The 25801-nt window shown below is 51.9% G+C and carries 19 protein-coding genes; 13 read left to right on the plus strand and 6 right to left on the minus strand.

All coding sequences use genetic code 11. From position 1 onward, the window contains the following. Positions 1 to 51: 51 nt before the first annotated feature. The 4 genes from QNH46_RS01955 to QNH46_RS01970 all read left to right on the plus strand — a co-directional run bounded on the left by QNH46_RS01955 (position 52) and on the right by QNH46_RS01970 (position 9876). Complete coding sequence (locus QNH46_RS01955; protein ID WP_283926687.1) at positions 52 to 5739, plus strand: S-layer homology domain-containing protein; 5688 nt, start codon at positions 52 to 54, stop codon at positions 5737 to 5739. Between the two features lie 360 nt (positions 5740 to 6099). Beyond that, positions 6100 to 6456 carry a hypothetical protein gene (locus QNH46_RS01960; protein WP_283926688.1) on the plus strand — a complete coding sequence of 119 codons (357 nt, stop codon included), beginning with the start codon at positions 6100 to 6102 and terminating at the stop codon, positions 6454 to 6456. A 120-nt stretch (positions 6457 to 6576) separates the two neighbouring features. Further along, positions 6577 to 7587 (plus strand): LacI family DNA-binding transcriptional regulator, encoded by a 1011-nt coding sequence (locus QNH46_RS01965; protein ID WP_283926689.1) that lies wholly within the window; start codon positions 6577 to 6579, stop codon positions 7585 to 7587. Positions 7588 to 7599: 12 nt separating this feature from the next. Continuing rightward, complete coding sequence (locus QNH46_RS01970) at positions 7600 to 9876, plus strand: helix-turn-helix transcriptional regulator (protein WP_283926690.1); 2277 nt, start codon at positions 7600 to 7602, stop codon at positions 9874 to 9876. 116 nt (positions 9877 to 9992) lie between these two features. Here the strand turns inward: QNH46_RS01970 and QNH46_RS01975 are convergent, their stop codons facing one another. Both QNH46_RS01975 and QNH46_RS01980 read right to left on the minus strand, forming a co-directional pair. Next, a complete protein-coding gene (locus tag QNH46_RS01975; protein ID WP_283926691.1) occupies positions 9993 to 10448 on the minus strand; it encodes a MarR family winged helix-turn-helix transcriptional regulator in 456 nt (151 codons plus the stop codon). Positions 10449 to 10485: 37 nt separating this feature from the next. Then, complete coding sequence (locus QNH46_RS01980) at positions 10486 to 10962, minus strand: glutathione peroxidase (protein ID WP_283926692.1); 477 nt, start codon at positions 10960 to 10962, stop codon at positions 10486 to 10488. Between the two features lie 181 nt (positions 10963 to 11143). On the opposite strand from QNH46_RS01980, the gene QNH46_RS01985 reads away from it, so the two are divergent. The 9 genes from QNH46_RS01985 (at position 11144) to QNH46_RS02025 (ending at position 20586) form a co-directional block, all read left to right on the plus strand. Then, entirely contained in the window at positions 11144 to 11740 is a 597-nt protein-coding gene (locus QNH46_RS01985) for a LysE family transporter (protein WP_283926693.1), read from the plus strand. 5 nt (positions 11741 to 11745) lie between these two features. Next, positions 11746 to 12537: an AraC family transcriptional regulator gene (locus QNH46_RS01990; protein WP_283926694.1), complete on the plus strand. Its 792-nt coding sequence runs from the start codon at positions 11746 to 11748 to the stop codon at positions 12535 to 12537. An 86-nt stretch (positions 12538 to 12623) separates the two neighbouring features. Then, positions 12624 to 13517 carry a CPBP family intramembrane glutamic endopeptidase gene (locus QNH46_RS01995; protein ID WP_283926695.1) on the plus strand — a complete coding sequence of 298 codons (894 nt, stop codon included), beginning with the start codon at positions 12624 to 12626 and terminating at the stop codon, positions 13515 to 13517. A 161-nt stretch (positions 13518 to 13678) separates the two neighbouring features. Continuing rightward, on the plus strand, positions 13679 to 14656 hold the full coding sequence (locus QNH46_RS02000) for a LacI family DNA-binding transcriptional regulator (protein ID WP_283926696.1): 978 nt from the start codon (positions 13679 to 13681) through the stop codon (positions 14654 to 14656). Positions 14657 to 14922: 266 nt separating this feature from the next. Then, entirely contained in the window at positions 14923 to 16257 is a 1335-nt protein-coding gene (locus QNH46_RS02005; RefSeq protein ID WP_283926697.1) for an ABC transporter substrate-binding protein, read from the plus strand. Positions 16258 to 16357: 100 nt separating this feature from the next. Further along, positions 16358 to 17242 carry a carbohydrate ABC transporter permease gene (locus QNH46_RS02010; protein WP_055106998.1) on the plus strand — a complete coding sequence of 295 codons (885 nt, stop codon included), beginning with the start codon at positions 16358 to 16360 and terminating at the stop codon, positions 17240 to 17242. Then, the gene (locus QNH46_RS02015; protein ID WP_283926698.1) at positions 17242 to 18075 is read left to right on the plus strand and encodes a carbohydrate ABC transporter permease; all 834 of its coding nucleotides are present in this window, start codon (positions 17242 to 17244) and stop codon (positions 18073 to 18075) included. Before QNH46_RS02010 ends, QNH46_RS02015 begins: the two co-directional genes overlap by 1 nt. Before the next feature lie 36 nt (positions 18076 to 18111). After that, on the plus strand, positions 18112 to 19578 hold the full coding sequence (locus QNH46_RS02020; protein ID WP_283928320.1) for a glycoside hydrolase family 32 protein: 1467 nt from the start codon (positions 18112 to 18114) through the stop codon (positions 19576 to 19578). A 27-nt stretch (positions 19579 to 19605) separates the two neighbouring features. Then, positions 19606 to 20586: a carbohydrate kinase family protein gene (locus QNH46_RS02025; protein WP_283926699.1), complete on the plus strand. Its 981-nt coding sequence runs from the start codon at positions 19606 to 19608 to the stop codon at positions 20584 to 20586. A gap of 45 nt (positions 20587 to 20631) precedes the next feature. Here QNH46_RS02025 and QNH46_RS02030 read toward each other — a convergent pair whose 3' ends face one another. From QNH46_RS02030 to QNH46_RS02045, 4 genes are all read right to left on the minus strand, one after another. Further along, positions 20632 to 21045, minus strand: coding sequence for an Hsp20/alpha crystallin family protein (locus QNH46_RS02030; RefSeq protein WP_283926700.1), 414 nt, complete (start codon positions 21043 to 21045; stop codon positions 20632 to 20634). Between the two features lie 136 nt (positions 21046 to 21181). Continuing rightward, positions 21182 to 21823, minus strand: a complete 642-nt coding sequence (locus QNH46_RS02035; RefSeq protein ID WP_283926701.1) for a DUF1266 domain-containing protein — start codon at positions 21821 to 21823, stop codon at positions 21182 to 21184. A 21-nt stretch (positions 21824 to 21844) separates the two neighbouring features. Continuing rightward, entirely contained in the window at positions 21845 to 24049 is a 2205-nt protein-coding gene (locus tag QNH46_RS02040) for a J domain-containing protein (RefSeq protein ID WP_283926702.1), read from the minus strand. Beyond that, positions 24046 to 25752 carry a molecular chaperone HscC gene (locus tag QNH46_RS02045; RefSeq protein ID WP_283926703.1) on the minus strand — a complete coding sequence of 569 codons (1707 nt, stop codon included), beginning with the start codon at positions 25750 to 25752 and terminating at the stop codon, positions 24046 to 24048. Before QNH46_RS02045 ends, QNH46_RS02040 begins: the two co-directional genes overlap by 4 nt. Positions 25753 to 25801 lie beyond the last annotated feature (49 nt).

Consider the following 25801-nt stretch of genomic DNA (forward strand, 5'->3'; position numbering starts at 1 on the left):
GGCTTGCCAAAAATGTAAGCGTTATTATTTTGAGGGGAGCTGAGAATACGCATGAAAGGCATGAGGATTACGAAGCAGAGCAAGTCCGTCTTGTCTCTCATTTTAAGCACGTCACTCGTCTTATCGATGTTGTCCGGACTGTTTGCCAGTTCTGTCGGCGCGGCATCCGAGCCGGTTGAGGTATGGGTTACGACGGGGGATAAGTCCAAGCTGTTACACCAAGAGCCGGATATTGCGTTTGGTCCGGCGGGCGGGGCAAGCCCGTACACGATTCATGTGGACGAGAATACGACTTATCAGGAAATCGAAGGCTTTGGAGCGGCGTTGACCGATTCATCAGCCTGGCTCCTGGGGGAAGTGCTGACCGACGCAGCGCGTGATGAAGTGATGGAGCAGTTGTTCGATGTCAACCAGGGCATCGGCTTCAGCTACATTCGGTTGCCAATGGGCTCCAGTGACTTTGCCCGCTCGCACTATACGTACAACGATACGGCGGGAAATGCGGAGGATCTTTCGTTAAGCCAGTTTTCGATCGATCATGACCGGCAGTATATCATTCCCGTGTTGAAGCAGGCTCTGGCGATGAATCCCGAAATCAAGATCATGGGCTCTCCATGGAGCGCCCCCGCCTGGATGAAGGATAACAAGTCGCTGGCCAAAGGCAAGCTGAAGCCGGAGTATTACGATGCCTACGCCCGGTACTTCGTGAAGTTCATCGAGGCTTATGCCGCGGAAGGCATTGAGATCGACGCAGTTACGATTCAGAACGAGCCGCATCACGAAGCCGACAACTATGCCAGCATGCGCATGGAGGCGACGGAGCAGGCCGAGTTCATCAAGAATCATTTGGGCCCGGCCTTCGCGGCGGCGAATATCGATACGAAAATATTAATTTGGGATCATAACTGGAGCGACCCGGATTATCCAATCGAGGTGCTGAACGACCCGGAGGCGAAGCGGTACATTGCGGGTTCGGCCTTTCACGGATATGCGGGAAAAGTAGAAAATCAGGCTCAGGTGCATGATTTGCATCCCGATAAAGGCATTTATTTTACGGAGAGCTCCGGCGGAGATTTTGCACCCGTCTTCGGCGACAACCTGGCTTGGGATGTGCAGAACCTGATCATCGGTTCGACCCGCAATTGGGCCAAGACGGTGCTGAAATGGAACCTGGCTCTCGATGAGGATTACGGCCCGCGGGTGGGCGGCTGTACGGACTGCCGCGGCGTGGTGACGGCGGATAAGCCGTCCAAATCGATTACTTCCTTGAATGAAGAATATTATGCGTTCGGTCATGCCAGCAAATTTGTGCGGCCAGGCGCGGTTCGCATCAAATCGAACACGCTCGGCAGCGGAAGCATCGAGAATGTGGCCTTCAAGAACAAAGACGGCTCCAAGGCGCTGATCGTACTCAATTCCGCCAAGTCGCAGCGGGAGTTTAAGGTACAGTGGGGCGCCCAGAGCTTCACATATACTCTGCCTGCGGGGGCGGTCGCTACCTTTACCTGGGACGGAGCGCCGACGGGAAATGCCGGCGTGAATCCTTACGGCCGGGTTGAGGCCGAGGACTACGCGAATGCCAGCGGCATTCAGACCGGAGTGGCAGCCGATGCAGGAGGGGGCTCTTACGTAGCGCCTGCGGGCAATGAAGGATATATCGCCTTCGATAACGTGCAGTTCGTGGACGGCACGGCGACCGTGAAGGTCCGGGCGGCCGCAGAGCAGGACGCGTCGATCGAATTCCGGACAGGCTCGCCGCAAGGGCAGCTGCTGGGCGAAGTGCGCCTGGCGAATACCGGAGGATTGCAGCAGTGGGTGACGAAGAGCACTGTGATCCAGCATGCGGCAGGTACGCATCCGCTGTATGTCGTGCTCAAAGGACAGGTGCATTTGAACTGGTTCCAGTTCTCGTTCGAGCACTACCGCGATACGCTGAACTACTTGTCCTACAACGGCGGCTTTGAGGAAGGCACGCTTGAGGACTGGGAAGAATGGATGCCGGCCGGTCAGGAAGCTGCGCACAAGGCTGAAATGGGCGATGCCCGCAGCGGCGAATACAAGCTGACCCACTGGGCGGGTCAAGCCTACGAGCAGAGAACCTACCGGACGGTACAGGTTCCGAATGGAACTTATAAGGCCTCAGTATGGCTTCGCAAAGGGGACAACATCGAAATTCAGCTGGAGGCCAAAAATTACGGCGGACCAGACCGCTCCGTGACGGCGAATGTAGGATTCACCGGCGACTACAGGCAATATGTGCTGGACGACATCCGGGTCACGAACGGCCAGTTGGAAATCGGCGTCCATTCCAAAGCTACGGTGGGCGAATGGGCCACCTTTGATGACTTCGAATTGACGCCTGTGACGACGAATGCGCCTGCTGCGGGCGGGGGCGCCGGAGCTCCGGCGGTACCGGGTCAGGTTAGCGCCGCGGTGACGGGCGGATTCCATGCCGAGCTGCGGTGGGATTCTGCAGGCAGCGACGTCAATGGCTATAAAATTTACCGTTCCGTTAAGGATATTGCCGGCGCGACGGTCATCGACGGCGTGTATGTTGATTTCGTGGAAGCCGGCATGACAGGGGCAGCCAGCCTAACTTTTACGGATGAGGGTTTAAGAGGAGACACAACGTATTATTATGTGGTGACGGCTTTCAATGACCATGGCGAATCCGGGGTGTCGCAGCAGGTCAGCATCACTACAGCTTCGGGTACCGATACCGTTCCGCCTGCTGTGCCTGCGGGCCTCAAGGCAGAAGCTGGAGTAGAGCAGGCTGCTTTAAGGTGGAATTACAGCCTAGACAGTGATTTTGCGAGATATTATGTATATCAAAATGACGCCAGAATCGCTTCCGTCGAGCCGGCCACCGAATCGAGATTTGTGGCAAAAGGCTTGCAGCCTGGCGCGGAATACCGGTTCGCGGTAACAGCGGTTGACCAGGCGGGCAACGAGTCGGCGAAGTCTACCGAGGTTACGGTAATCCCGTTGTCTGCCGGCACTTTGATTCCGTTTGAGAATATGGACTTCGAGCTCGGCACTTTTGCCGGATGGTCGGAGTGGCACCCGGAACAGCAGCCAATCGCCCAGTTCGTCGACAACGACAGCCCAAGAGGACAATACAAATTAACGCATTGGGGCTCAGGGGATTATATTCAATCGACGTTCCGCACGCTGGAGGTGCCAAACGGCAAATACAAGGTTCAAGTGTGGGCCCGGACGGGCGGAGGCCAGAACAAATTCCAGCTGGAGGTTAAAAATTACGGCGGAGAGAGTCTGGCCAGAGATATGCGTAAAGCCGACGGCGGAAGCTGGACGCCGTTCTTCCTTGATAACATCCAAGTCACGAACGGCCAGCTGGAAATCGGCGTCTATTCGGACGCTAAAGCCGGCAATTGGGCCGCGATCGACGATTTCCAAGTGTTCAGCTATGCGCCATCCGCGCCAACAGGAATCAAAGCGATCGGCGGCGATCAAAGCGCCTCGCTGCAGTGGCAGCGGAACACGGAATTCGACATGGCTTCCTATAATGTGTACCAGGACGGAAGCCTGGTGCGCAATGTGACTTCACCTACCGTAGTTATCGAGGGCCTGACGAACGAGCAGCTCTACACCTTCGCCGTTCGGGCGGTAGATACGGACGGGAACGAGTCGCTGTCATCCCGGTCCGTCACCGTAACACCGCGCGTCCCGGTGCCGGTGGAGAACGCGGGCTTCGAGCATGGCGACACGACGGGCTGGAGCAGCTGGAACCCCGGCGGCGATGCCCATTTTGTCGATAGCGACAATCCGCGTACAGGGAATTATAAGCTCACGCATTGGGCGGGAGCCGACTACATGCAGAATACGTATCGAACGATCAGCTTGGCCAGCGTGACAGATGATACCTACCAAGCATCGATCTGGGTGAGAACCGGAGCTGATCTGAATGCCCTCCGTATGGAAATCAAAAAATACGGCGGCCCGGATCTGGAGATTGATTTAAGCTCAGCCAGTTCTTCCGATTGGACGCTGTTCATCAGTGAGCCATTTAAAATCACGAGCGGGGAAGTGGAAATCGGCTTGTTCACGGATGCCAAAGGCGGCAATTGGACGGCGTTCGACGACTTCCAGCTGATCCAGGTCAATCACGGGGACAGCGTCCCGGTGACCGGGATTTCTCTCGTTCCTGCGGAGCTGACGCTGAATCTTGCGAATCATCGGACGCAGGCTTTAACAGCCGTCATCACGCCGGACAACGCTACCCACCGGGAGGTAGAGTGGAGCAGCGATAACGAGTCGGTCGCGGTCGTGAACGGCGGGGTAGTCACAGCGGTAGGCCCCGGGGCGGCGACAGTGACGGCGACCACGGTGGATGGCGGTTATTCGGCCAGTGCAAGAGTGACGGTGATTGCAGGACCGACTTCACCTCAGCCTGAGCCGACGCCAAGCCCGGGTTCAGGGTCGTCCTGGAGCGGCTCGGGAAGCACCGGCCAGTCCGCTCAACAGTCTGTGGACAAGGAGAACAAGCCGACCGTTACACGGAATGGCAGCACTGGAGTAATTGGCAATTTCCCTAGCCAGGCAGCATTGATCCAGGTTAGTGGAAAGCTGCTGAAGGAAGCGGCTTCTGGCGATGGGGTAACGAAACTGCTGTTGGATCTTAGCGAGGCTTCCGAATCCGAGCCGCTCGTCATTGAGCTGCCGGTGCAGGCACTATATGAGATTGCCGCTGCAACCAGCAATCTGTCCCTGGCGTTCCAGACGAGACATGCGGAATACGAGTCGAGTTTGTCCGCCATGCTGCCTGCCGTTCAACCGGCAGATGATCAGGCCGTGCTGCGGATTGAAATCGGAGAAGCCGCAGACATCGCCAATCTGCTGGGCGATGCCGTCAGAAGCTCGCTGATCGCAGCTGTCCCGGCGTTTCATATCCAGCTGCAATCCGGCGGGATGAGTACCGAGATTAGCCGCTTTGGCAAGGCTTATCTCTCCCGGACGTTAAAGCTGGACTCTAAGGTCGATCCGTCTGGAATCACGGGGATCGCCATTGATCCTGCAACGGGGCAAATGAGTTTTGTTCCGCTGACCGTGCTGCATACGGAAGATGGTCAGGTGCATGCGGTGTTAAAGACGAATAATGCGGACGACCGGATCATCGCCATCATTGCCGTCCAGGCCAAGACCTTTGCCGACATTCAGGCGCATTGGGCGAAGACTGGTATTGAGGCGCTTTCGGCAAGATTCATTATTCACGGTACGGCAAACGGCACATTTGATCCCCAGCAGCAGGTGACTCGCGCAGAATGGGTTTCCATGCTTGTTCGGGCTTTAGGTCTGGCGCAAGGGGGAACACAAAGCACGCATTCGTTCACCGATGTACCGGAGGCGGCATGGTACAAGGATTCCGTTCAGACCGCGGTTGAGGCGGGCTTGATTCAAGGCTTCGCGGACGGCACCTTTAAGGCGAATGAGGCGGTCACCCGAGAGCAAATGGCCGTTACCCTGCTTAAAGCGATGGAGCTTGCAGACGGGCCGCAAAATGAGGCTGCAGGCAGCCAAGCACAGCTGAACATGACCACCCTCAAGGACGCGCAGGATGTCTCTGCATGGGCTGTAGAAGCCATGTCCCGGCTGACAGGTACGGGAATCCTTGCAGGGGACAACCAGGGACTGCTGCAGCCCAACCGGCAGGCTTCCCGGGCTGAAGCGGCTGTGGTGCTTCACAAGGTATTGCAGAGATTAAACTTCATAACCGAATAGGGCAGGAGCTAGGTTCGGTCTGGAAATGAATGATTTGCACTAAAAGGGCGGGTGGATGAAAATCCATCCGCTTCTTTTTTTATCAGGCTTTGTTACAGCAAGGAATATGAAAACACAGCGTCGAATAAGAAAATAGGTCTGGTACTTTAATTTTGGAGCTGGTTTCAATGGATTTAGAGCAAAGAAGGCTTTGGAATGAAAACCATAAGAAGTTAACTGAAGTCATATTAAATCCAAACGAACATGCTCGAGCGATGGAGCTATTTCTCAATCACCATGCTTTGTTGTACTCAGCGAAAATGAGTAACGACTGCATCCATACTTTGGAGGATTTCGTTCTGGACCTATAGCGGAAACAGCATGAGTGATGACGATATCGCAGAACTAAGTTCAGTTATTAATATAGATTCACTATTAGAATATAGAATAGCTGTGGGAAAACAAACCCGGCAAATCGTTTCGTCACTGCAACCAGGCGAGTTCAGAAATAAAGTTCAAGATTGTAGACTCCAAAGGTTGTTTGATGAAAATGCCATTCTTCAAGAAGCAAGCGACATTGCCAATTATTGGGGCAAGAAGACAATTGCCGGACTTGTGCTAATGCCAGCAACGAGACATAATTTTTTACATTTGAATAAATGTGCCCGTATAAAGGATAAATTGCAAAAGAAAATGAAAAAACCAAACCGACAGGCTCAGCGGTTTTCTATTTTATAGTAATCAGCAATTAATGATTAACATAGCCTTTATTAAAAAAGCCAATTAAACAATTGAAATCGATTTCATTCAATTTTATAATAGAAGCAATAATGATTGAAAGTGTGGTAGTCCGTGATTATGAAGGAGAGCAAAATCATCGATGTTGCCAGGAGAGCCAATGTGTCGCCCGCTACGGTATCCCGCGTGCTGAACGGCAGCAACCTCGTAAATGCCAAGACGGAGGAAAGGGTGCTGCAGGCCATCCGGGAGCTGGATTACATTCCTAATAATATGGGCAAGCAGCTTCGTTCCCGCAAAACGATGAATCTGGCGGTCGTCGTCTCCGATGTGCGCGTATCTTATTATGCGGAAATCATCAAAGGCATCGAGAACATGGCCAATTCGCTCCATTATAACGTCCTCATTTGCGATGCGCAGAACGAGAAGGCGAAGGAACGGGAGTTCCTCTCCTTGCTCATGAACCGGACAGTGGACGCTCTAATCCTTGTAACGCCGAATTTATCGGATGAGGAGATTGCAGCCTATGCCGATAACGGCTATATGGTGGGCCTGATTGGACGGAAAATTGAGCACGCGCGCATTCCTTGTTCTTTTACGGATAACATCAAGCTGGCCCAGGAGGTGGTCTTCCATCTTGCGGAGCAGGGGCACCGAAAAATCGCATTTCTTAGCGGATATGCGGATGCGACGGACAGTATTGAGCGATTTGAGGGTTATGTGAAAGCGCTTAAAACATGCGGGATCCCATTTGAACCCGCTCTGGTCGAAAACGGCGATTTCTCGGAGGAGGGAGGCTGCGAGGCCTTCCATCGACTGTGCAGCAGCGGGGCTGACTTTACGGCCGTATTCGCCGCAAACGACGAGATGGCACTTGGGGTGTACAAGGCTTGCAATGAACTGGGAATATCCATTCCCGATCAATTGGCGGTCGCCGGGGTGGATAACATCAGGCTGACTAACTATGTGAAGCCAAGAATCAGCTCGGTAGAGCAGCCGCTTTATGCGATGGGGGCCGTGCTGGCCGAGAAGCTGATCGATCAGATGAACGACAATGTGTGGGCGGAGAAGCGGTGTTTTAAAGTCGATGCGAAGCTAGTCGTCAAGGAATCTTCCAAAGGAGCGGAATAAGGGGGGATAGGATTGCTTAGTCGAAAAGATACGCGCTATTACGGGAAAATTTTTCTGGCGATGACCCTGTCGATCGTACTAACCATCACGGTTCTTTCTGGTATTCTCTACATTAATTTTGAACGAATTGCGCTTCAGCAGTCCTACGATCAGACGATGAACAGCCTCTCCCAGACCACTCAGGAGGCATCGGTGATGGCGGTCACGGCTTCCACATTCGCCAAACAAATATATAGCGACCAGCATATCGCCAACCTGCTGAACTTTGCCGATGTCCATCCGATGGAGATTTCTACAGCCGTCCGGCAGCTGACCAATTATCGGGAGACTTCGCCTTTCATCGATTCGATTTATGTCTATAACGCCAAAGCGCATACGTTCTATGTGAGTACGGATATGAGCGTGGCTACGGTATTCGATGAGTCGGAGTTTTACGATCATGAAATGCGGGAGATGCTTGGCAATTTGGAGGCCTATGACTCCCTGATGCCAATCCCCCGCAAGCTCAGCATTGAAGGGCTCGCTGGAAATATTGCCGAGAAGCAGCGGGATGTATACAGCTTCCTGTTGTACGATACGCTGATGCCGAAGGCGAACAGAAACGCCATTGTGGTCAACATTAAAGAAACACAATTACATAAGCATATCGACGGCTCCCTGACGAGCGATCCAGCGAACACTTTTTTACTGGATAAGGGCGGCTATCTCGTCTCCAGCAGCTGGAAATACCCTATGCTCACCGATATGAAGGGGACCTCGTATATTAACCGGATTTTGGCCGACCCGGACTCCTCGGGCTATTTCGTGGAGGAAGTGGACGGCGTGAAATCTTTGGTTACTTACACGGAGCCGGATTACTTGGGCTGGCGGTATGTCCGGATTCTTCCGTACACGGTCATTTCTGAACGGATCGACATCCTGCGCGGGAAGACGATTATCATCACGGTCTCCATTCTGCTGGCCGGGCTGGGCATATCCTATTTCGTATCACGGCGATTGTTCTCCGGGCTCAGCAAGAAGCTGTCCCGCCTGGGCAATTTGGAAGCGGAGCAGAGGAACAGCCTGCAATCGATGAAATATGAATATTTGCGCAGGCTGCTGCACGGGGATGCCGACCGGAACCCGGATCGTGTCCAGACCGGCTTTGCCCGTTATGGGGTCGGGCTTGACCCCTACTCCCCGGTACGCGTGCTGCTGATGACGGTGGATGATTACCGCTCCTTTATCGAAGCTTACACGGTGGAGGATCGGCAGTTGCTGCGGTTCGGGGTGCTTAACATCGCCCAGGAAATGCTGAACGAGGCCGGGTTTGCAGCTGCCGGCGTCGTGCTTGGCGATGACCGTATTGCTGTAATCGTGCAGGCCAGGGACGAGGGAGCGGAGTATGAGCGCGAAGCGATTCTTGAGCATGCCGGTCGGATTCAAGCGGCGGTGACTCAATATTTAAAGCTGTCGATCACGGTCTCAACCAGCATGATCGGCGAGGACATCCAGGCTGTCCACGGGCTGTGCCTGCAGGCGATCGAGGCTTCCTTCTCCCGCGTATTCCATGGCCCGGGTAGTATCATTGACTCGGAGACCGTGGAGCTGAAGAAAGCAAAACCATATGAATATCCCCTGGATAAGGAGAAGCAGCTGATTGACGAGCTGTATCTCGAACGGATTCCGGCCGTAAAGGAGCTGTTCAGCGAAATTATCCGGGATACGGAGAATTACTCCTACATGTCGTTCCAGCTTGCGGTATCGCATTTGTCCTTTGCGCTGCAGAACGCCATTCGTTCGATGGGACGTCGCCTCTCCGTGGCGGGTGAACTGGCGATTCCTTCGATGCCGCTGTATCAGCATGAATGGAACGAGACGCTGGAGGAGTTCATGGGGCGCTATATGCATTTATTCGACCGTCTGGAGAAGCACATGGAGGAGAACAAGGGGAGAACGAGGCAAGAGGACGTGTCGGAACGGATCATGAAGCTGATTGACGAGAAGTATATGGATTCGAGCCTGTCACTGGATATGCTTGCGGATGAGCTAGGGCTGTCGGCCGACTATATCGGCCGGATCTTCAAGCAGACGACATCGAAGACGATCCTTGGCTATATTCAGGAGGTTCGGATGAACAAGGTACGTGAGCTGCTCGTCGAAACCGAGGATCCAATCGGGGAAATTGCCGAACAGGCCGGATTTTCCAACAATCCGTATTTTTATAAAGCCTTTAAGAAGCATAACGGCGTAACACCGGCTGAGTACCGCAGAATCAACGGCTGGCAGGCGGAGCAGGAACTCGTTTAATGGCCGTGATTTGCGAATGCTAGTAATAGCAGCGGGGTAAATCCTGTGAACTTTCATGGTATGCAAAAAGACGCTAACCGCAGGGTTGGCGTCTTCTTCAATTTCCACTCGCAATTTTATGAATTGCGTTCTTGCAGCTTCTGGTGCAGATCGTTCAACTGCTGCAGCAGCTGCTCATATTCCTCCCGTCCGATTTGGCAGGCACGAATTTCCTCACTGATCCTCAGTGTAATATGCGCCTTCTCCTCGAAGGCTTTGGGCTGAAGATGGATAAATACCTTCCTCTCATCCACCTGGGAGCGCCGCTTCTGCAGCCAGCCGTTGGCTTCCATTCGAGCAAGCATAGGAGTTAATGTGCCGGTGCCCAGATCAAGCTTCTCCCCTAGCTCCTTGACGGTGATCCCGTCCCTCTCCCATAGCGCGAGCAGCACTAAATACTGAGGGTAGGTCAGCCCGAAGGGCTGGAGCACTCCGGCATAGAGCTTGTTGAATTCACTGGCGGTCTCGTATACTGCGAAGCAGAGCTGTTTCTTGAGCGTCAAAAAATCTTCCACAATGTTCACCTTGTTCATCCGTAGGTTGGTATGGTCATGAAGTGTCTCAAATGAATTACAGCAAAGGGATTAAATCCTCTTCGATTTTGTTTGGCGGGGTCGTTGGGCCGTATCTTTTCACAACATTCCCCTCGCGATCGACGAGGAATTTGGTGAAGTTCCATTTGATCTTGCTGGACAGCAGGCCCTTCTGCTGCTCCTTCAAAAACGTGAATAACGCATCTTCATGCTTCCCGTTGACGTCGACCTTCGCAAAGATCGGAAAGGTTACACCGTAGTTGATCTGGCAGAATTGCGTGGTTTCTTCAATGTTATCGTACTCCTGGTTGTTGAACTGATCGCTGGGGAAGCCCAGAATGACCAATCCCTGGTCCTTGTATTTACGATATAACTCTTGGAGTCCGCCGAATTGGGGGGTAAACCCGCATTTGCTGGCCGTGTTCACGATGATTAAAGGCTGTCCTTTATAATCTTGGAGCGATTTCTGCTCCCCATTCGTCATTGTAACCTGGAAATCATACACGGTATTCACGGCGAAACCTCCTTAATTTAGTCGTGCACGATTCAATCGTACACGACTAAACGCGGTTTGGCAACAGGATATCCCGGTGATTCATGAAGCGGGGGTGCAATAATATACTATGCCTGACGTCACATGCAGCTCTATAATGCAAGGTAATTTCCCTTGTGAAGGAGCTAAGGAGCAGTGCTTAATGAACATGACCTCATTTCTGATTTACTGTGTTATCGTGACGTTTACGCCCGGGCCAACCAATATTCTTATCCTGGCTGCGGTTAATCACTATGGGACGAGAAAAACGATGAAATATATCGCCGGGGCCTCTCTCGCTTTTTTCCTGCTAGTTGTGGCGTCTGTTATACTGAACCATGTGCTGGCAGCGAGCTTGCCACCATTTTTGTCCGTGGTGCGGGTAGCCGGCAGCATATTTATGCTCTATCTCGCTTACCAGATATATAGAATGGATGTATCCAAGGAATCAGCCGGGCAGGCCATAACATTTGCCTCCGGCTTCGGGATGCAGTTCGCCAACCCGAAGGTCGTCCTGTTTACGCTGACCGTGATTCCGGCTTACGTGATGCCTTATTACACGTCGAGGCTGATGTTGTCCGTATTTGTCGTGATCGTATCGCTTATTGGTTTAGCAGCTTATGTGACCTGGGCGATGTTCGGTACTCTTTTCAGAAAATTTATGCAAAAATATCAGAAGACAGCGAACATTATAACGGCTTTGTTTCTAGTTTACTCCGCGTTCCTGGTGTCCGGGATCGCTGAGTTTGCAAAGGGGTGAAGGAAGTGGAACGGTTCATATACAGGCAATCGGCGGGGATCACCGTACTATCGGCCAGCATTGCCGATTTTCAATATAAGAAGCATAGCCATGAGGAGTATGCCCTTGGCGTCACCTTGCGCGGCATTCAGGAATACCATCTGGACGGCAGCCTGCAATCCTCTCACCGGAACGGCGTGATGCTGTTCAACCCGGAGCAGAATCATGACGGGCGGTCACAGGAAAGATCGGGGATTGATTATGTGATGGTTTATATTCATCCCAAGCTTTTTCTGGACTTGCTGGGACAAAAGGAGTTTGTCCTGTTCGACAAACCGATCGTCTATCATGCCGGATTGCGCCAAAGCATTCTGAATTTGACGAACGCGATTTTTAGCGGCAGGCCGGAGGCGCTTTGCCATGAATTGCTGCTGGGGCTGGCAGGTCATTTTTCCGAGGTGGAGATGCGGACGGCAGACCGTCAGGATCATGCGTTTGCCCGAAAGGCTAAGGAAGTGATTCAGGGCAATGTGACTCAGGTATTGAAGCTGGATGACGTTAGCATGTTGTTTGGAATGTCAAAATATCAGTTCATCCGCGCATTCAAGGCGAATACGGGAACGTCACCGTATCAGTATTATTTGAACTGCAAGGTAGAGCGCGCCAAGCAGCTAATTGAGAAGAGCAAGGATATTTACTTGGCGGTAAGCGAGTGTGGATTTGTGGATTTAGCCCATTTGAACAGGCACTTCAAGAACATTTACGGGACGACAGCCTTCGAGTATATGTCGCATTTGGTTGCCCATAATTTGGATTGACAGCATAAAGCATCCAAGGATATAGTGATAACGAAAAAAAAATTTGCAGGCATTCGTCCGGATTGCCTGCGCTAAGGAAGGTGCTTATGAAAACTCATGCCTCTGTAGCAGGCAAGATTGCATTAAGCTTCGTTATGGTCATGGTTGTTATGATTATCGTCTCTTTTATTTTTGCAGCCATAGGCGTGGCTAGAGGGATGAACCTGGCTGAGCTGGAGGCTTCGATCGGGGAGAGCCTGCTGGTCCAGTATTTGCAACTGATTTTGTTTATAGCGAGCTCTTATGCGATGTATGCGTTCTTTGAACGGAAGAAGGGATGGGCAATCGGGCTCAGGCAGCGGCGGGGAGCAGTGTATGCTCTGCATGGCGCCGTGGCCGGCATCATTCTTATTTCAGCCTCTGCTGTTTTGATTTGGGCTTTCGGCGGGGTTTCCTGGCAATTGGCCGAAAGGGATCAGGAAATGCTGGTTCCTATGCTTAAGGGAGTTCTCCTGTTCGTGGGCGTCGCGGTATCCGAGGAAATATACTCCCGCGGATATGTTCAGGGACTGCTGCGCCATCATTACGGAAGCACGACTGCCATCGTAGTGAGCTCTATTCTGTTTGCGCTTCTACATAGCCTGAATCCGGGCATGTTCAGCTCGCCGCTGCCGGTCATCAACTTGATTATGGCTGGCGTCATTATGGCGGTGGCTCGCGAGGTCACCGGAGGATTATGGTGGCCGATCGGCCTGCACTTGACCTGGAACTATTTTCAGGGCTATATATATGGCTTCAATGTCTCGGGGACGATGCGGGATTACTCTTTGCTTCATACGGTTGACCAAGGCCCGGCCTGGCTGTCGGGAGGGGGCTTTGGCATAGAGGGGAGCGCGCTGTCTATCGTTCTATTGGTTCTCGGTACCATAGCTGTGTACATGATGTATAGAAACAAAAATAAGAAATTTGACGCGGATTCCGTTTCTTCGTTATTGAAGTAAGTTCTGCTTATATTGGCGGAGGGAAGTGTAGAAGGCATATCGTAAACCAGCCCTGTTTCTCTAAGAAACAGGGCTGGTTTACGCCTGGATTTCTTGTCCACGCGTAACCCTTCGGTTATAGTGGAGTATAGACAAATACGGTTAGATGAAAGAGGAAGATCATGGCAACGATTCATGATGTAGCACTAAGGGCGGGGGTATCGGTAACGACGGTATCCCGCGTAATGAATAACAGGGGATATATTAGCGAAACTACCCGCAGCAAAGTATTTGCAGCCATGGACGAGCTGGGATACCAGCCGAATGAGATCGCACGCTCCTTGCTTCGCAAGCAGTCGAATATTCTAGGCCTGATTGTGCCCAGCGTATCTCATCCGTTCTTTAGCGAATTAGCGGATCGCATAGAGTATTACTCCTATCTGAAGGGTTATAAAGTGCTGCTGTGCAATTCTCAGCTTGATCCCGTCAAGGAACGGGACTATATTGAAATGCTGCGCCGCAACCGGGTGGACGGAATCATTATGGGAAGCCATACGCTGGAGGTTGATGAATACCGCAATCTCCGCTCGCCGATCGTTACGTTTGACCGCCAGATCGGGGAGGATATTCCTTACATTAGCTCGGATAACTATGAAGGAGGCAGGCTGGCGACAGAAAGGCTCATCAGCCAGGGCTGCCGCAAGATTGCCCATATATGCGGTAATTTACAGCTCGATTTGCTGGCAAATCGCAGGACGGATGCATTCAGGGATGTTGTTAAGCGGCACGGTGTGGAGCATCTTATTATCCAGACGGATATGAACGTATTTGACCAAGCAAGATATGAGCAGCTGCTGCGGGAGCTGTTAACCGCCAATCCCGAGATTGATGGAATTTTCGCGACAAGCGACATTATCGGGGCATTCGCGATAAAAGAATGCGAATTTGCAGGCAAACGGGTGCCAGAGGATGTCAAAATTATCGGCTACGATGATGTGAACGCAGCACGCTGGTTCACGCCGGAGCTGACTACCATCCGTCAGCCGATTGACGAGTTCGGAAGGATGGCGGTAGAAGTTCTTAGCAGGCAGGTAGAAGGAGAGCCAGTGGAGATCGCCAATTCACTGCCCGTGGAATTAATTGTGCGAGGAACAGCATAATATTCGATTTAATAAACGCGTTCATTTGGCACCATCAAATGGATGCGTTTTTTTTGTGGCATCATCATCACGAATAAAACATTCGACAAAATCAGATCAATTTCTATAAAATTTATGTCAAACGATTGACATATGTTAAAGGTTTGACATACAATCTTAATTGCAAGCATGCTGCAAGCGATTACATTACGGCAAGTGATTCAAGCGCTTGCCACACCAAACATGAACCATTAGTTTCCAGTAACTTAATTAACGGGGGGAAAGCAATGAAACGATTGAATGGGTTGAGCGTGACAGTAATTTTTGTACTTTTGGCAATGATTGTGTCGGCCTGTGGAGGGAGCGGCGGCAATTCCCTCAGTGGTGAGACGGGCAGTAACGGAGCTAACGCGTCGGGCAAAGCCGTTAAAATCTCTCTACTGAACTCAAAAGGTGAAATCCAGACTCAGCTTGAAGAAGCAGCAAAGGCGTTCCACGAGGATAATCCGGATATCACCCTGGAAATCATGGCTGCTCCGGCAGGCACCTCTCCATTCGAGCGGGCTTCCACTTTGTATGCCTCGGGAAATCCGCCAACGATGATGATGCTCGATACAGGGGATGTAGAGAAGTTTAAGGATCGGATTCTTGATTTGAGCGAGGAGAAGTGGAATGCGGATGCCGTCGAGAATGCGACGAACCTGACGACATTCGATGGCAAGAATTATGGCTTCCCGCTAGCGATCGAAGGCTATGGCTTCATTTACAACAAAGCCGTTCTTGATGAAGCGGCGGGCGGCAGCTTCGATCCGTCTACGGTGAAGACCAGAGATGATCTGGAAAATTTGTTTAAGCAGATTGAAGCGTCCGGCAAAAAGGCGCTGATCATCTCTCCAATGGATTGGTCGCTAGGCGCCCACTTCCTGCCCTTGGCTTATGCCGGACAGAACAAGGACATGGCCGAAGTGAACAAATTCATGGATTCATTGAAGGCCGGCACAGAAGACTTATTGGGTAATGCTGTACTGAATGGCCTGTTGGATACATTCGATATGATGAAACAATACAATATCGACAAGAAGTCTCCATTAGCGGGTGTATATGAGCGCGGCCCTGAAGTGCTCGGCAAAGGCGAGGTGGGCATTTGGTTCCAAGGCAACTGGGCCTGGCCGCAAATTCAAGATTTCGACACCGCAAACGGAGCTTACGGCTTCCTGCCAGTACCGATCAGCAACAACCCGGAAGACTACGGCAATCAGGAAATTTCATCAGCGGTTTCCAAGCGGATCATTGTAGATAAAGAGAAGAGTACGCCTGAACAGCAGGAAGCGGCGAAGAAATTCCTGAATTGGATTGTATACGAGGAGAAAGGCCAGGACTTCCTGGTCAACCAAGCAAGCATTATTCCGGCGTTTAAGAATATCACGATTCCGGCCGCTGATCCGCTCGGCCAGTCCATTCAGGACTACATCGCCAGAGGCAAATCCCAAGAGTCCATGAGTACTCTTCCCGCGGATCACTGGGCCAAGGTCGGTGCTTCGATGCAGAAATATTTAAACGATTCCGGCGATCGGGCTACATTGATTAAAGAAATCGAAGAGTATTGGACAAGCGTGAAGTAATCTATTTACATCAGATGACAAGATGAAGTGATGGGTAAGAGCACATCGTGTATCTTATCCATCGCTTTCTTCACAATGACAGAGGAAAAGAGGAATCGTTATGATCAAAGAAAAGGAATGGTGGCCACGGCTTCGGACGAGATTGCTGTTTACCGGCCCGACCTTATTCGCTTTTCTTACCGTAATGATCGTTCCATTTATTTATGGTATTTATCTGACCTTCACGAATTGGGACGGTATCGCGACGACACATACGCTAGTAGGGTTCGAGAATTATGGAAAAGTGTTTCAAGACGAGGTCTTCTGGAAGTCCTTCGGATTGACGCTGAAATATGTATTGTTTACCGTCATCCTGGTCAACACCGTTGCCTTTCTATTAGCCTTTGGACTAACGAGAGGATTGAAAGGCCAGAATATATTCCGGGCCGGGTTCTTCATACCGAATCTGGTCGGCGGCATCGTGCTCGGTCTGATCTGGCAGTTTATTTTCTCAAATGTTCTGGTATTCATAGGAGAGAAGGCGGGAATTCCGCTATTCAGCACATCCTGGCTGGCTGATCCGCAGAAAGCCTTCTGGGCTCTCATCATTGTGACCATTTGGCAGTACGCCGGGTATATGATGGTCATTTATATCGCTGGGCTCATGAGCGTCCCTAACGATATATTGGAGGCAGCGAGCATCGATGGCGCCAATGGCTGGACGAAGCTGCGGACGATGACTTTGCCGCTGATGGTTCCCTCGTTTATCGTTTGTATATTTTTGACGCTGCAGCGCGGTTTTATGGTCTATGACGTCAACCTGTCGCTGACGAAGGGCGGCCCCTTCAAGAGCACGGAAATGGTGTCGATGCATGTCTATGAAAAAGCGTTCCTCTCCCGTGATTACGGCCTAGGACAAGCGGAGGCGCTAGTGCTCTTCCTTCTGGTCGCAGTGATTACGCTGCTTCAGGTGTATTTTGGGAAGAAGATGGAGGTAGAGGCCTAATGGACACGGCTCGTAAAGGATTCGCTGGGGTATGGTTGAAAACGGTTGGACTAGCTCTAGTGCTCGCACTATTTATTTTTCCATTTATCTTTCTACTAATTAACTCGTTCAAGGCCAATACGGCGATTACCTCAAATCCGCTATCCCTGCCGCCGAGCCTGGATTGGACGAACTATCGCAACGCATTTGAGAAAATGAGTTATACCGCTTCGTTCATAAACTCGTTGACCGTAACGGTTCTAGGCGTAGCGTTAATTTCGCTGTTTGCCGCGATGACGGCGCATTATTTCGTGCGCAATCAGACTAAATTTAATCAGTATACTTTTATGATGATGGTTGCTGCGATGATTATTCCCTTCCAGGCGATTATGATTCCACTGGTCAAAATATATGGAACGCTAAACATGCTGGACAACAAGTGGGCTCTCATCTACATGTATTTAGGATTTGGCAGCCCGCTGGCGGTGTTCATCTATCATGGATTCGTAAAGGGCGTACCTGCCGAATTGGAGGAGGCGGCTTTGATCGACGGCTGCACGCGCACGCAAACATTTTTTCGGATCGTGTTCCCTGTGCTGGCGCCGACAACCGCGACCATTTCAATCCTGAACGTATTGTGGATCTGGAATGACTTTCTTCTGCCGTCCCTTATTCTTGTATCCCCGCATAATCGGACGCTCCCGCTGTCTACGTTCAGCTTCTATGGGACGTATTCCGTGGATTACGGGCCATTGATGGCCGGATTGGTGCTTACCATACTACCGGTCATGCTCGTCTATCTATTCGCTCAGAGATATATCATTCAAGGGGTTATGCAGGGCTCTATTAAATAAAGGATTTGTATGGGAGGAACTATGACTACTCAGAGGATGTATACGCTGAATGATGCTAACGAGTTCATTAGGGAATCAAAGCATCTGCTGAAGAACGATTACCGGTTGAACTACCACCTGATGGCCGAGTTCGGCTGGATGAATGATCCGAATGGATTTATTCATTATAATGGGGAATACCACCTGTTCTATCAACACTATCCCTATAAACCAGTATGGGGACCGATGCATTGGGGCCATGCCGTCAGCCGGGATCTTGTAAACTGGAGGTATCTCCCTGTGGCGTTAGCACCGGATGAAGAATACGACCGTGACGGTTGTTTCTCCGGCAGCGCGATTGCCAAAGAGGGCAAGCTTGCTCTTCTGTATACGGGACATGTGCTGACCGGTCCGAACCAGGATCAGGACTATGAGCAGGTTCAGGCACTGGCGATCTCGGAGGATGGGGTGAATTTCCGCAAATACGAAGGCAACCCGATCATCGGCCGTGATCAAATCCCGGAAGGAGTGAGCCGCAAGGACTTCCGCGATCCTAAGGTAATGGAGTACAATAACCAGTACTATGTGGTTTTAGGCTCGAATGATGCACAGGGCAACGGTCTTGTACTGCTGTACCGCTCCAAGGACTTGCTGAACTGGACGTTTGTTAACATATTGGCCAAAAGCGATGGTACCTTCGGCGACAACTGGGAATGTCCGGACTTGTTCCTGCTGGGGGATAAGGCTATTCTGATGATGTCGCCGCAGCGCATGCCGGCGCAGGGCGAGCAATACAACAATCTTCATTCCAACATGTATATGGTGGGCGAATTCGACTCCGAAGCCGGGGCCTTTGCGTTCGAGCGTTACGCTCAGGTCGATCATGGCTTCGACTTCTATGCACCTCAGTCCACGGTTGATGACCGGGGAAGACGCATCGTGATCGGCTGGATGGATATGTGGGAGCAGGACATGCCAACCCAGCAAGGCCATCATTGGGCAGGCGCGATGAGCTTGCCGCGCGTTGCGGAGCTGGATGGCGACCGCATTTTGTTCAGCCCCGTGGAAGAGATTGAGTCGAGGCGCAGCAACGCTTATGAGCAGGCGAATATTGAACTGAGCGGGGAGAGGGAATTAGCGATCTCCGGCGACAGCTACGAGCTGCAAGTCGAGTTCGAAGCCGGGAACGCTGGGGAATTTGGCCTGAAGCTTCGAACAGATGAAGCGGGTCAAGAAGAGACGGTTATAGCTTATCAACAGGAAGTTGGAATGCTGCTGCTCGATCGGGAGCGGGCAGGCATCGGACCGGGCGGCCAGCGTAAAGCAGCTGTGCCTCTTCAAGAGGGTAAGCTGTCGCTGCGAATTTTCGTGGATAAATCCTCGGTGGAGGTATTCGCTGGGGATGGAGAAGTGGTGATGACGGCACGGATTTATCCAAGTGCTGATTCCCGGGGCATTAAGCTGTTCTCGACTGGCGACAGCAAAGTAACGATGCTGCGAAAATGGGATATTCATCCGGTTTAGAGTATGACATACAAGGGGGCGCTTGAATTGGCGACAGTGTATACGATTGGAGAAGCTTTAATCGACTTCATTCCTGACAGAAAGGGAGTAGAGCTGAAGCAAGTGGAGAGCTTCGCGAAGGCGGCGGGCGGAGCGCCGGCTAATGTGGCGTGCGCGGTAGCTAAGCTTGGCGGCCATGCGGCGTTTATCGGCAAGCTGGGAGCTGACGCCTTCGGCGACTTTCTCGTCGAGAAGCTGGCCGCTAGCGGTGTGGATGTATCGCGCGTGCTGCGTACAAGCGAAGCAAATACTGCGCTGGCCTTCGTCAGCCTTAAGGAGGACGGAGATCGGGACTTCTCCTTCTATCGCAATCCAAGCGCCGATATGCTGCTGCATGAGAACGAGATTGGCAGCGGCTGGTTCACGGCTGGAGACCTCCTTCACTTTTGTTCCGTCGATTTAATCGAGGCTCCGGTGAAATATGCCCATCGAAAAGCGATTGAGCTGGCCAGGCAAGCGGGTGCAGTCATCAGCTTCGACCCCAATGTCAGGCTGCCCCTGTGGCCTGATCCGGAATCATGCCGCCGGGCCATTCATGAGTTTCTTCCGTTAAGCCATATCGTGAAGATCAGCGACGAGGAGCTGTCCTTCATCACCGGGCATGAGGATGAGAACGAGGCGATCACCTCGCTGTTCGTCGGGGATGTGCAGCATGTCATCTACACGCGTGGTGCAGCTGGCGCAACGTGGTTCTCGCGCAATGGCCTAGAGGTGTCCGAGCCCGGCAATCGTGTGGAAGTCGCGGATACGACCGGAGCCGGCGATTCCTTCATCGGGGGTGTGCTGTATCAATTGCAGTCGGCACCGCACCCACTGAAGGCGTTGGGGCAGCTAAGCCGTGAACACATCGGGGAAGTGCTGAGGTTCGCCAACGCTGCCGCTGCCCTTACGGCAAGCCGTCCCGGAGCGATCGATGCGCTGCCATCGCTGCGGGAAGTCGATACGTTTCGATCAAGCACGAAGAGATAATTAGACGATGAAGACCCTGCCAATCCGGCAGGGTCTTCATCTTTTTTAATGGAAATGCACGTCGATTTTCCTTCTTGCGTCGCCGGATGACTTCGGCATGCGAAGTTCAAGGACGCCGTTCTTATAGGTGGCAGTAACGCCTTCGGTAGATACGCCAGCCGGCAAGCCGATCGAGCGCTGAAAACGGCCTGCGAACCGCTCCTGACGGTGGATCTGCCCCTCCTTCACCTCGTGGACCTTGTTCACCGTCCCGCTAATCGTCAGGACGTTGTTGTCGATGTCGATATGCACATCTTCCTTCTTCTCCAGGCCGGGGATGTCGCAGGTGGCGACGACCTCGCGCTCAGTCTCGTAGACGTCAACATTCAGAGGACCGAACCGGCTGCCGATGTTTTTCCTGATCGGGGTAGCCGTACTTGTACTTATATTTGGCGTGGCTTCCGGACGGAATCGGCTCATTGGACGGCCGGCGGAGGGGGAATCTTGATTTTACAATTACACAATAATCCGCTTAACGCTGGTTAGACATAAAGAGAGCGTCCCTATGTTGTAGGGACGCTCTTTAATATGGATCGAGGGTATACGATGGCAATAATTACGGCTTAAGGTGAAGCATTGGATTTTGGTTGCTGTTCATCAATTGCATGATAATTTTACGGTTTCTGCTGACGAAGCTGAAGGGATTGTTCTGCAGCAAATACTGCTGGCCAACGGCATAGCTGGTAACATAAGTTTCCCAGTCCGAGAAATCCGCTTTAATCAAAGAAATAACTTGGCCGATATATGTCCACATTTCATTTTCCGATAAATAGCCTACCTCTTTCCCGGCAAAGCAATTCAACATCGTCCATGAGTAATCGTACGCTCCGATCCCTCCAGTGGAGAGGCTCCATAAATAACGGTTGACGACTGTGAACTGGCGCTTCCTATGTTCGTCTGTCAGAGCCTCGATATATCGGCTGCGTTCGGCGGCGGACAGTGTGGAGAGCTGGCAATAATCACGATAATATTCGCTGCGGCGGCCCGTCTCTAGGAACCACTCGATTGTGGCGACGAGCTTTTCTTTATCATGAATATCCTGCTGCTTCAGGAAGCCGCGCATGCGCCCCCACATGCGATATTGCATCTTCGGGTTCATAACGAAGTAGCCGACCTCCTGGCCGATGGCGCAAAGGGAGAGTACGGCGTTCACGTAAGGCATCCAGGCTTTGCGTTCCTCCGGCTTATCTATGTTCATTGGCTTTGAACCCCCCTGTAATCAGTTGTAGCGCATGTATCTCCATTGTCTGCGTGCCTCCTGGACGAACGGAATGTAAAACAGGATCAGGAGGGCTGTCAGGTACATGACTGTGGACGGCAGCTTGTCTGGCGGGACGGTTGTCCTGATTGTATCGTCTGCGACGATATAATAATCGGACAGAGGGTGATGGCTTAAATAATTGTCCGACATTCTTCTTAACTGTATTAACTGGTCCATCTCCTGCTGGAGCTCCTGCGGAGGAGATAACCTCATTTCCCCCGAGATTTCCACAGTCTTGTCATTGAACACTTCCATAGCCTGCTTGTAATTGCTGATGATCATCACGGAAGCATTACCCGAATATCCGATGCAGACATACCCGTTTATCCGGTCCATTAGCCCGAGCTCCCTCGCTTTATCTGCGTGCAGGTACCGATATGTGGAGGAGCCTTTGGCATCCTTGTCCTCGATTTCCAGAATCCCCGTATATAAGGCATTTGTTAGCTTTATTCGCACGGCATGCGTCCCCGGTGGGAGACGATCCATGGCAGCGGCATCATGAACGGTGATGATCTCCGGAGGGGCAAACAAGGTTTGCACATAAGCCCAGGCCGATTGCCCGGTATGCTTGACGATGGACTGGTTAATGATGAGATGGAGAATAACGATCATCGTCAAGACAGGCCATCTTCGGGAAAAAAGCAGAACCACGGCTCTTTTTAACCGGCTAAGCAATGGCAGCCGACCCAGCTCCATGTTGATTTCCCGCCGCGCCTGCTTGCGGGCAGGACCTTTCAAATAAGGAAGGGCACTCTCGGTATGGCGGTGAACTGCGGCCAGTCCAAGAACAGCCTCAATATCTTCCCCGTCTATGGCCAGCGCCTGGTTGAAGTCCGCTTTGGCCTGATCCATGTTCCCCAGCTTCATCTGACATTGTCCTGCCAAGGCGAGAGCCTCGGCATGCTCCGGAATTTGGGCCAGAACCTGCTGCACATCTTCTAACGCCTCGGAGAATCTATTCATGCCCAGCAGCATATGAGCTCTCATCAGGAATGCTTCACTATCCCCAGAGGATAGACGGATATAATCGTTGCAGGAAGCCAGAGCTTCCTCGCCATTTCCGGTTCGGCGATAGAACTCGGTTTGCAGCCGGAGCAGATCCTTATCGTCCTTAAAAATATCCAGCGCCTTAATGAGATTCACATGGGCGGTGCGCCTATCATCCTCGATAAGCGAGATGGCGACGGCCTCGCGATAACGAAGAAACTCCTCGCGGCGCTCGTCTGTCATGTCCTGCGCTTGCAGAATGGCCGAGTAATCCATATGTAATCCGGGTATACCCATGATGACATAAGTATCTATTTTGGGATATTCCTCGGCAAAATCCTCATCCTCCATGCTCCGTTCGCGCCAGCGGAAGTGCTCTTCAAGGATTCTCCAGACGTCTCTGGGCAAAAAGTAATTTTGCTCGCAATAATCGAGCATTCTCTCGGCCACCGCCCGCTGGTAATCGATGTTCCACAGCGTATCCGAACCAAGGAGCTCCAGCCAGCGACGGGTGTCCATTCGGGCAGCGAAATCCGAATATAATGCATGAACCTGCGCCATGAATTCATCTACCGGATGGTCAGGTTCTTCATACTCGTCATCAAAATCATAATCATCGTATCCATCAAAATCATAATCATCGTCCTCATCAAAATCCTCATCAAAATCCTCATCAGGATCCTCGTCATCGCCGTCATCCCGATCGTTATCTTCGTTATGCTCTTGAGGCTGCTCGTTGCGGCTCAGGGTATCCCACTTCGGAAGGCGTGGGATGCGGAGGGGCTCCGCATCGGGCTCTTCCATGCTTTCTGGAGGAATCTCTTCCTCCAAGTCATCGGGAGCGTCTTCGGACTCTAAGTCATCCGGTGTGTCTTCGTCCTCTGCGTTATGGGGAATCTCGCTGAAAATCGGTCTTTCCAAAGAGGAGAAACCCGCACCCTGCTCCACTTCTTCCTCAGCTCTTTCCTCATCCTCATCTTCATTTTCTTCGTAGAGGATCTGTTCCTGCTGATGCTGCTTCGCCAGCTTCATGGCCCGATCATAGGCCTCCCTCAGCCTCTGGTATCCTTGAGGATCATCTTCGGGATGATGAATTTTCAGCTGCTTGGCATAGGCTCGCCGAATGACGGAAGTGTCATAGGTTTGCTCAACGCCGAGAATTTCCCAAATGCTCAAAAGTAGTCACTCCACTTCTCCAGATGATCAAGCTGTTTTCGGAGCTTCGCAGCAGCCTTCTTCACCTCTTGTTCATTCTGGGAAGTAAGCACCCTCTCGAACTCCAGAAGAAGAAAAGCGATTTCTTCTCTTTTCTCGCCAAGCGCTTCTTCATACAGGCGTTCGCCCCTGGCCAGCAGCAGCCGGTTTTCGCTGCGCTCGCGCGGGTGGATTTTAATATCCTTCAATTCATCCAATCGCCGGGCGATGTCTTCTGGCGTTAAGAGCCCCGGGTTTTTCTCAATGATAATTGACTTCTTCATCCCGGTGCTCGTCGTTGTTACCTCGACCTCCAAAATTCCGTTAATGTCGTATGTAAACCGCACATCGATCGATTGCTCTCCGGCCTTGTCTGGCGGGATATCGACTTCCAGCTCTCCCAGCTTGATGTTGTTGGAGACTAGACGGCTTTCTCCTTGATAGATATCTACGGCAATGATTTTTTGCTGATCATAAAGGGTATAGTAGGATTCCACTTTACTAACCGGGATCGGCGTATTGCGCTCGATAATCGGCGAGAAATGACCATGCTCGAATTGATTGCCCGCGCCCATTCGCTTTGAGGTTTCGATTCCCAGCGTATAAGGGCATACGTCCGTCAGGACGACTTCCTTCAGGCTTTCGTTCCGCTCCTTGAGCGCGACTTGAATAGCCGCTCCAAGAGCTACGGTTTCGTCGGGATTTACGCCGGCAAAAGGGAGACGCCCGAACATTTTCGTTACGATCGACTTGATGACAGGCATCCGGGTCGCGCCCCCGATCAGAATGACCGCATCCATATCCCGTGGAGACAGCGCCGCGTCCCGCAGCGCGCGTTCGATAGGGTGGCGCAGGCGCAGCATGAGCTGGGCGGCGATTTTCTCGTATTCATTGCGATCGATTGTAGTTTCGTAGGTCGCGTCCTCAATGGTAAAAGTCATGGTTCCGGTCGGATCTTGGCTAAGCGCCCGCTTGCACAGCTCCGCCTGCTTGAACAGCCCAGAACGGGCCTTGAGATCCAGGGAGGTATAGTCGAGGCCATGCTTCTGCACGAAATAAGAGACGAGCAGCTCTGTGAAATCTTCCCCGCCCAAATAGTTGTCTCCTGCAATCGATTTGACCTCCATGACGCCTTCAAAAAATTCAAGGATCGACACGTCAAAGGTGCCGCCCCCCAGGTCGAAGACCAGAAATTTGGTCTCGGATTCTTCCTGATGCAAGCCGTAAGCAATCGCCGCCGCCGTTGGCTCGCTAATCAGCCGCTCCACCTTCAAGCCAGCGAATTCAGCGGCGCGCTTCGTCGCTTTCCGCTGGGTATCGTTGAAGTAAGCCGGCACGCTGATGACGGCCTCGGTCACCTCTTCTCCAAAGTAGGCTTCAGCATCGGCCTTGAGCGATTTGATGACAAACGAAGAGAGCTCTTCCGGAGTAAAGGTATATTTGCCCAGCCGGTACAGCTTCTCCGTGCCCATATAGCGTTTAAAAGTCGAGGCGGTCAGATCGGGGTGGGTCATAAGCCGTTCCTTGGCGATTTGTCCGATCAGGATCTCGCCGTTGTCGTCTACGCCGACGACAGAGGGAGTCAGATGCTCTCCGTGAACGTTCGGTATTAGTTTTGGACCTTCCTCCGTCCAATAAGCCACCAGACTATGGGTGGTCCCTAGATCGATCCCAATCATTGTCATTCAGGTAACCTCTTTCTCGAATATGTATTGAATCTACTTAGGTATATAT

It is taken from the genome of Paenibacillus woosongensis, assembly GCF_030122845.1.
GTDB classification, from domain to species: Bacteria; Bacillota; Bacilli; order Paenibacillales; family Paenibacillaceae; genus Fontibacillus; species Fontibacillus woosongensis_A.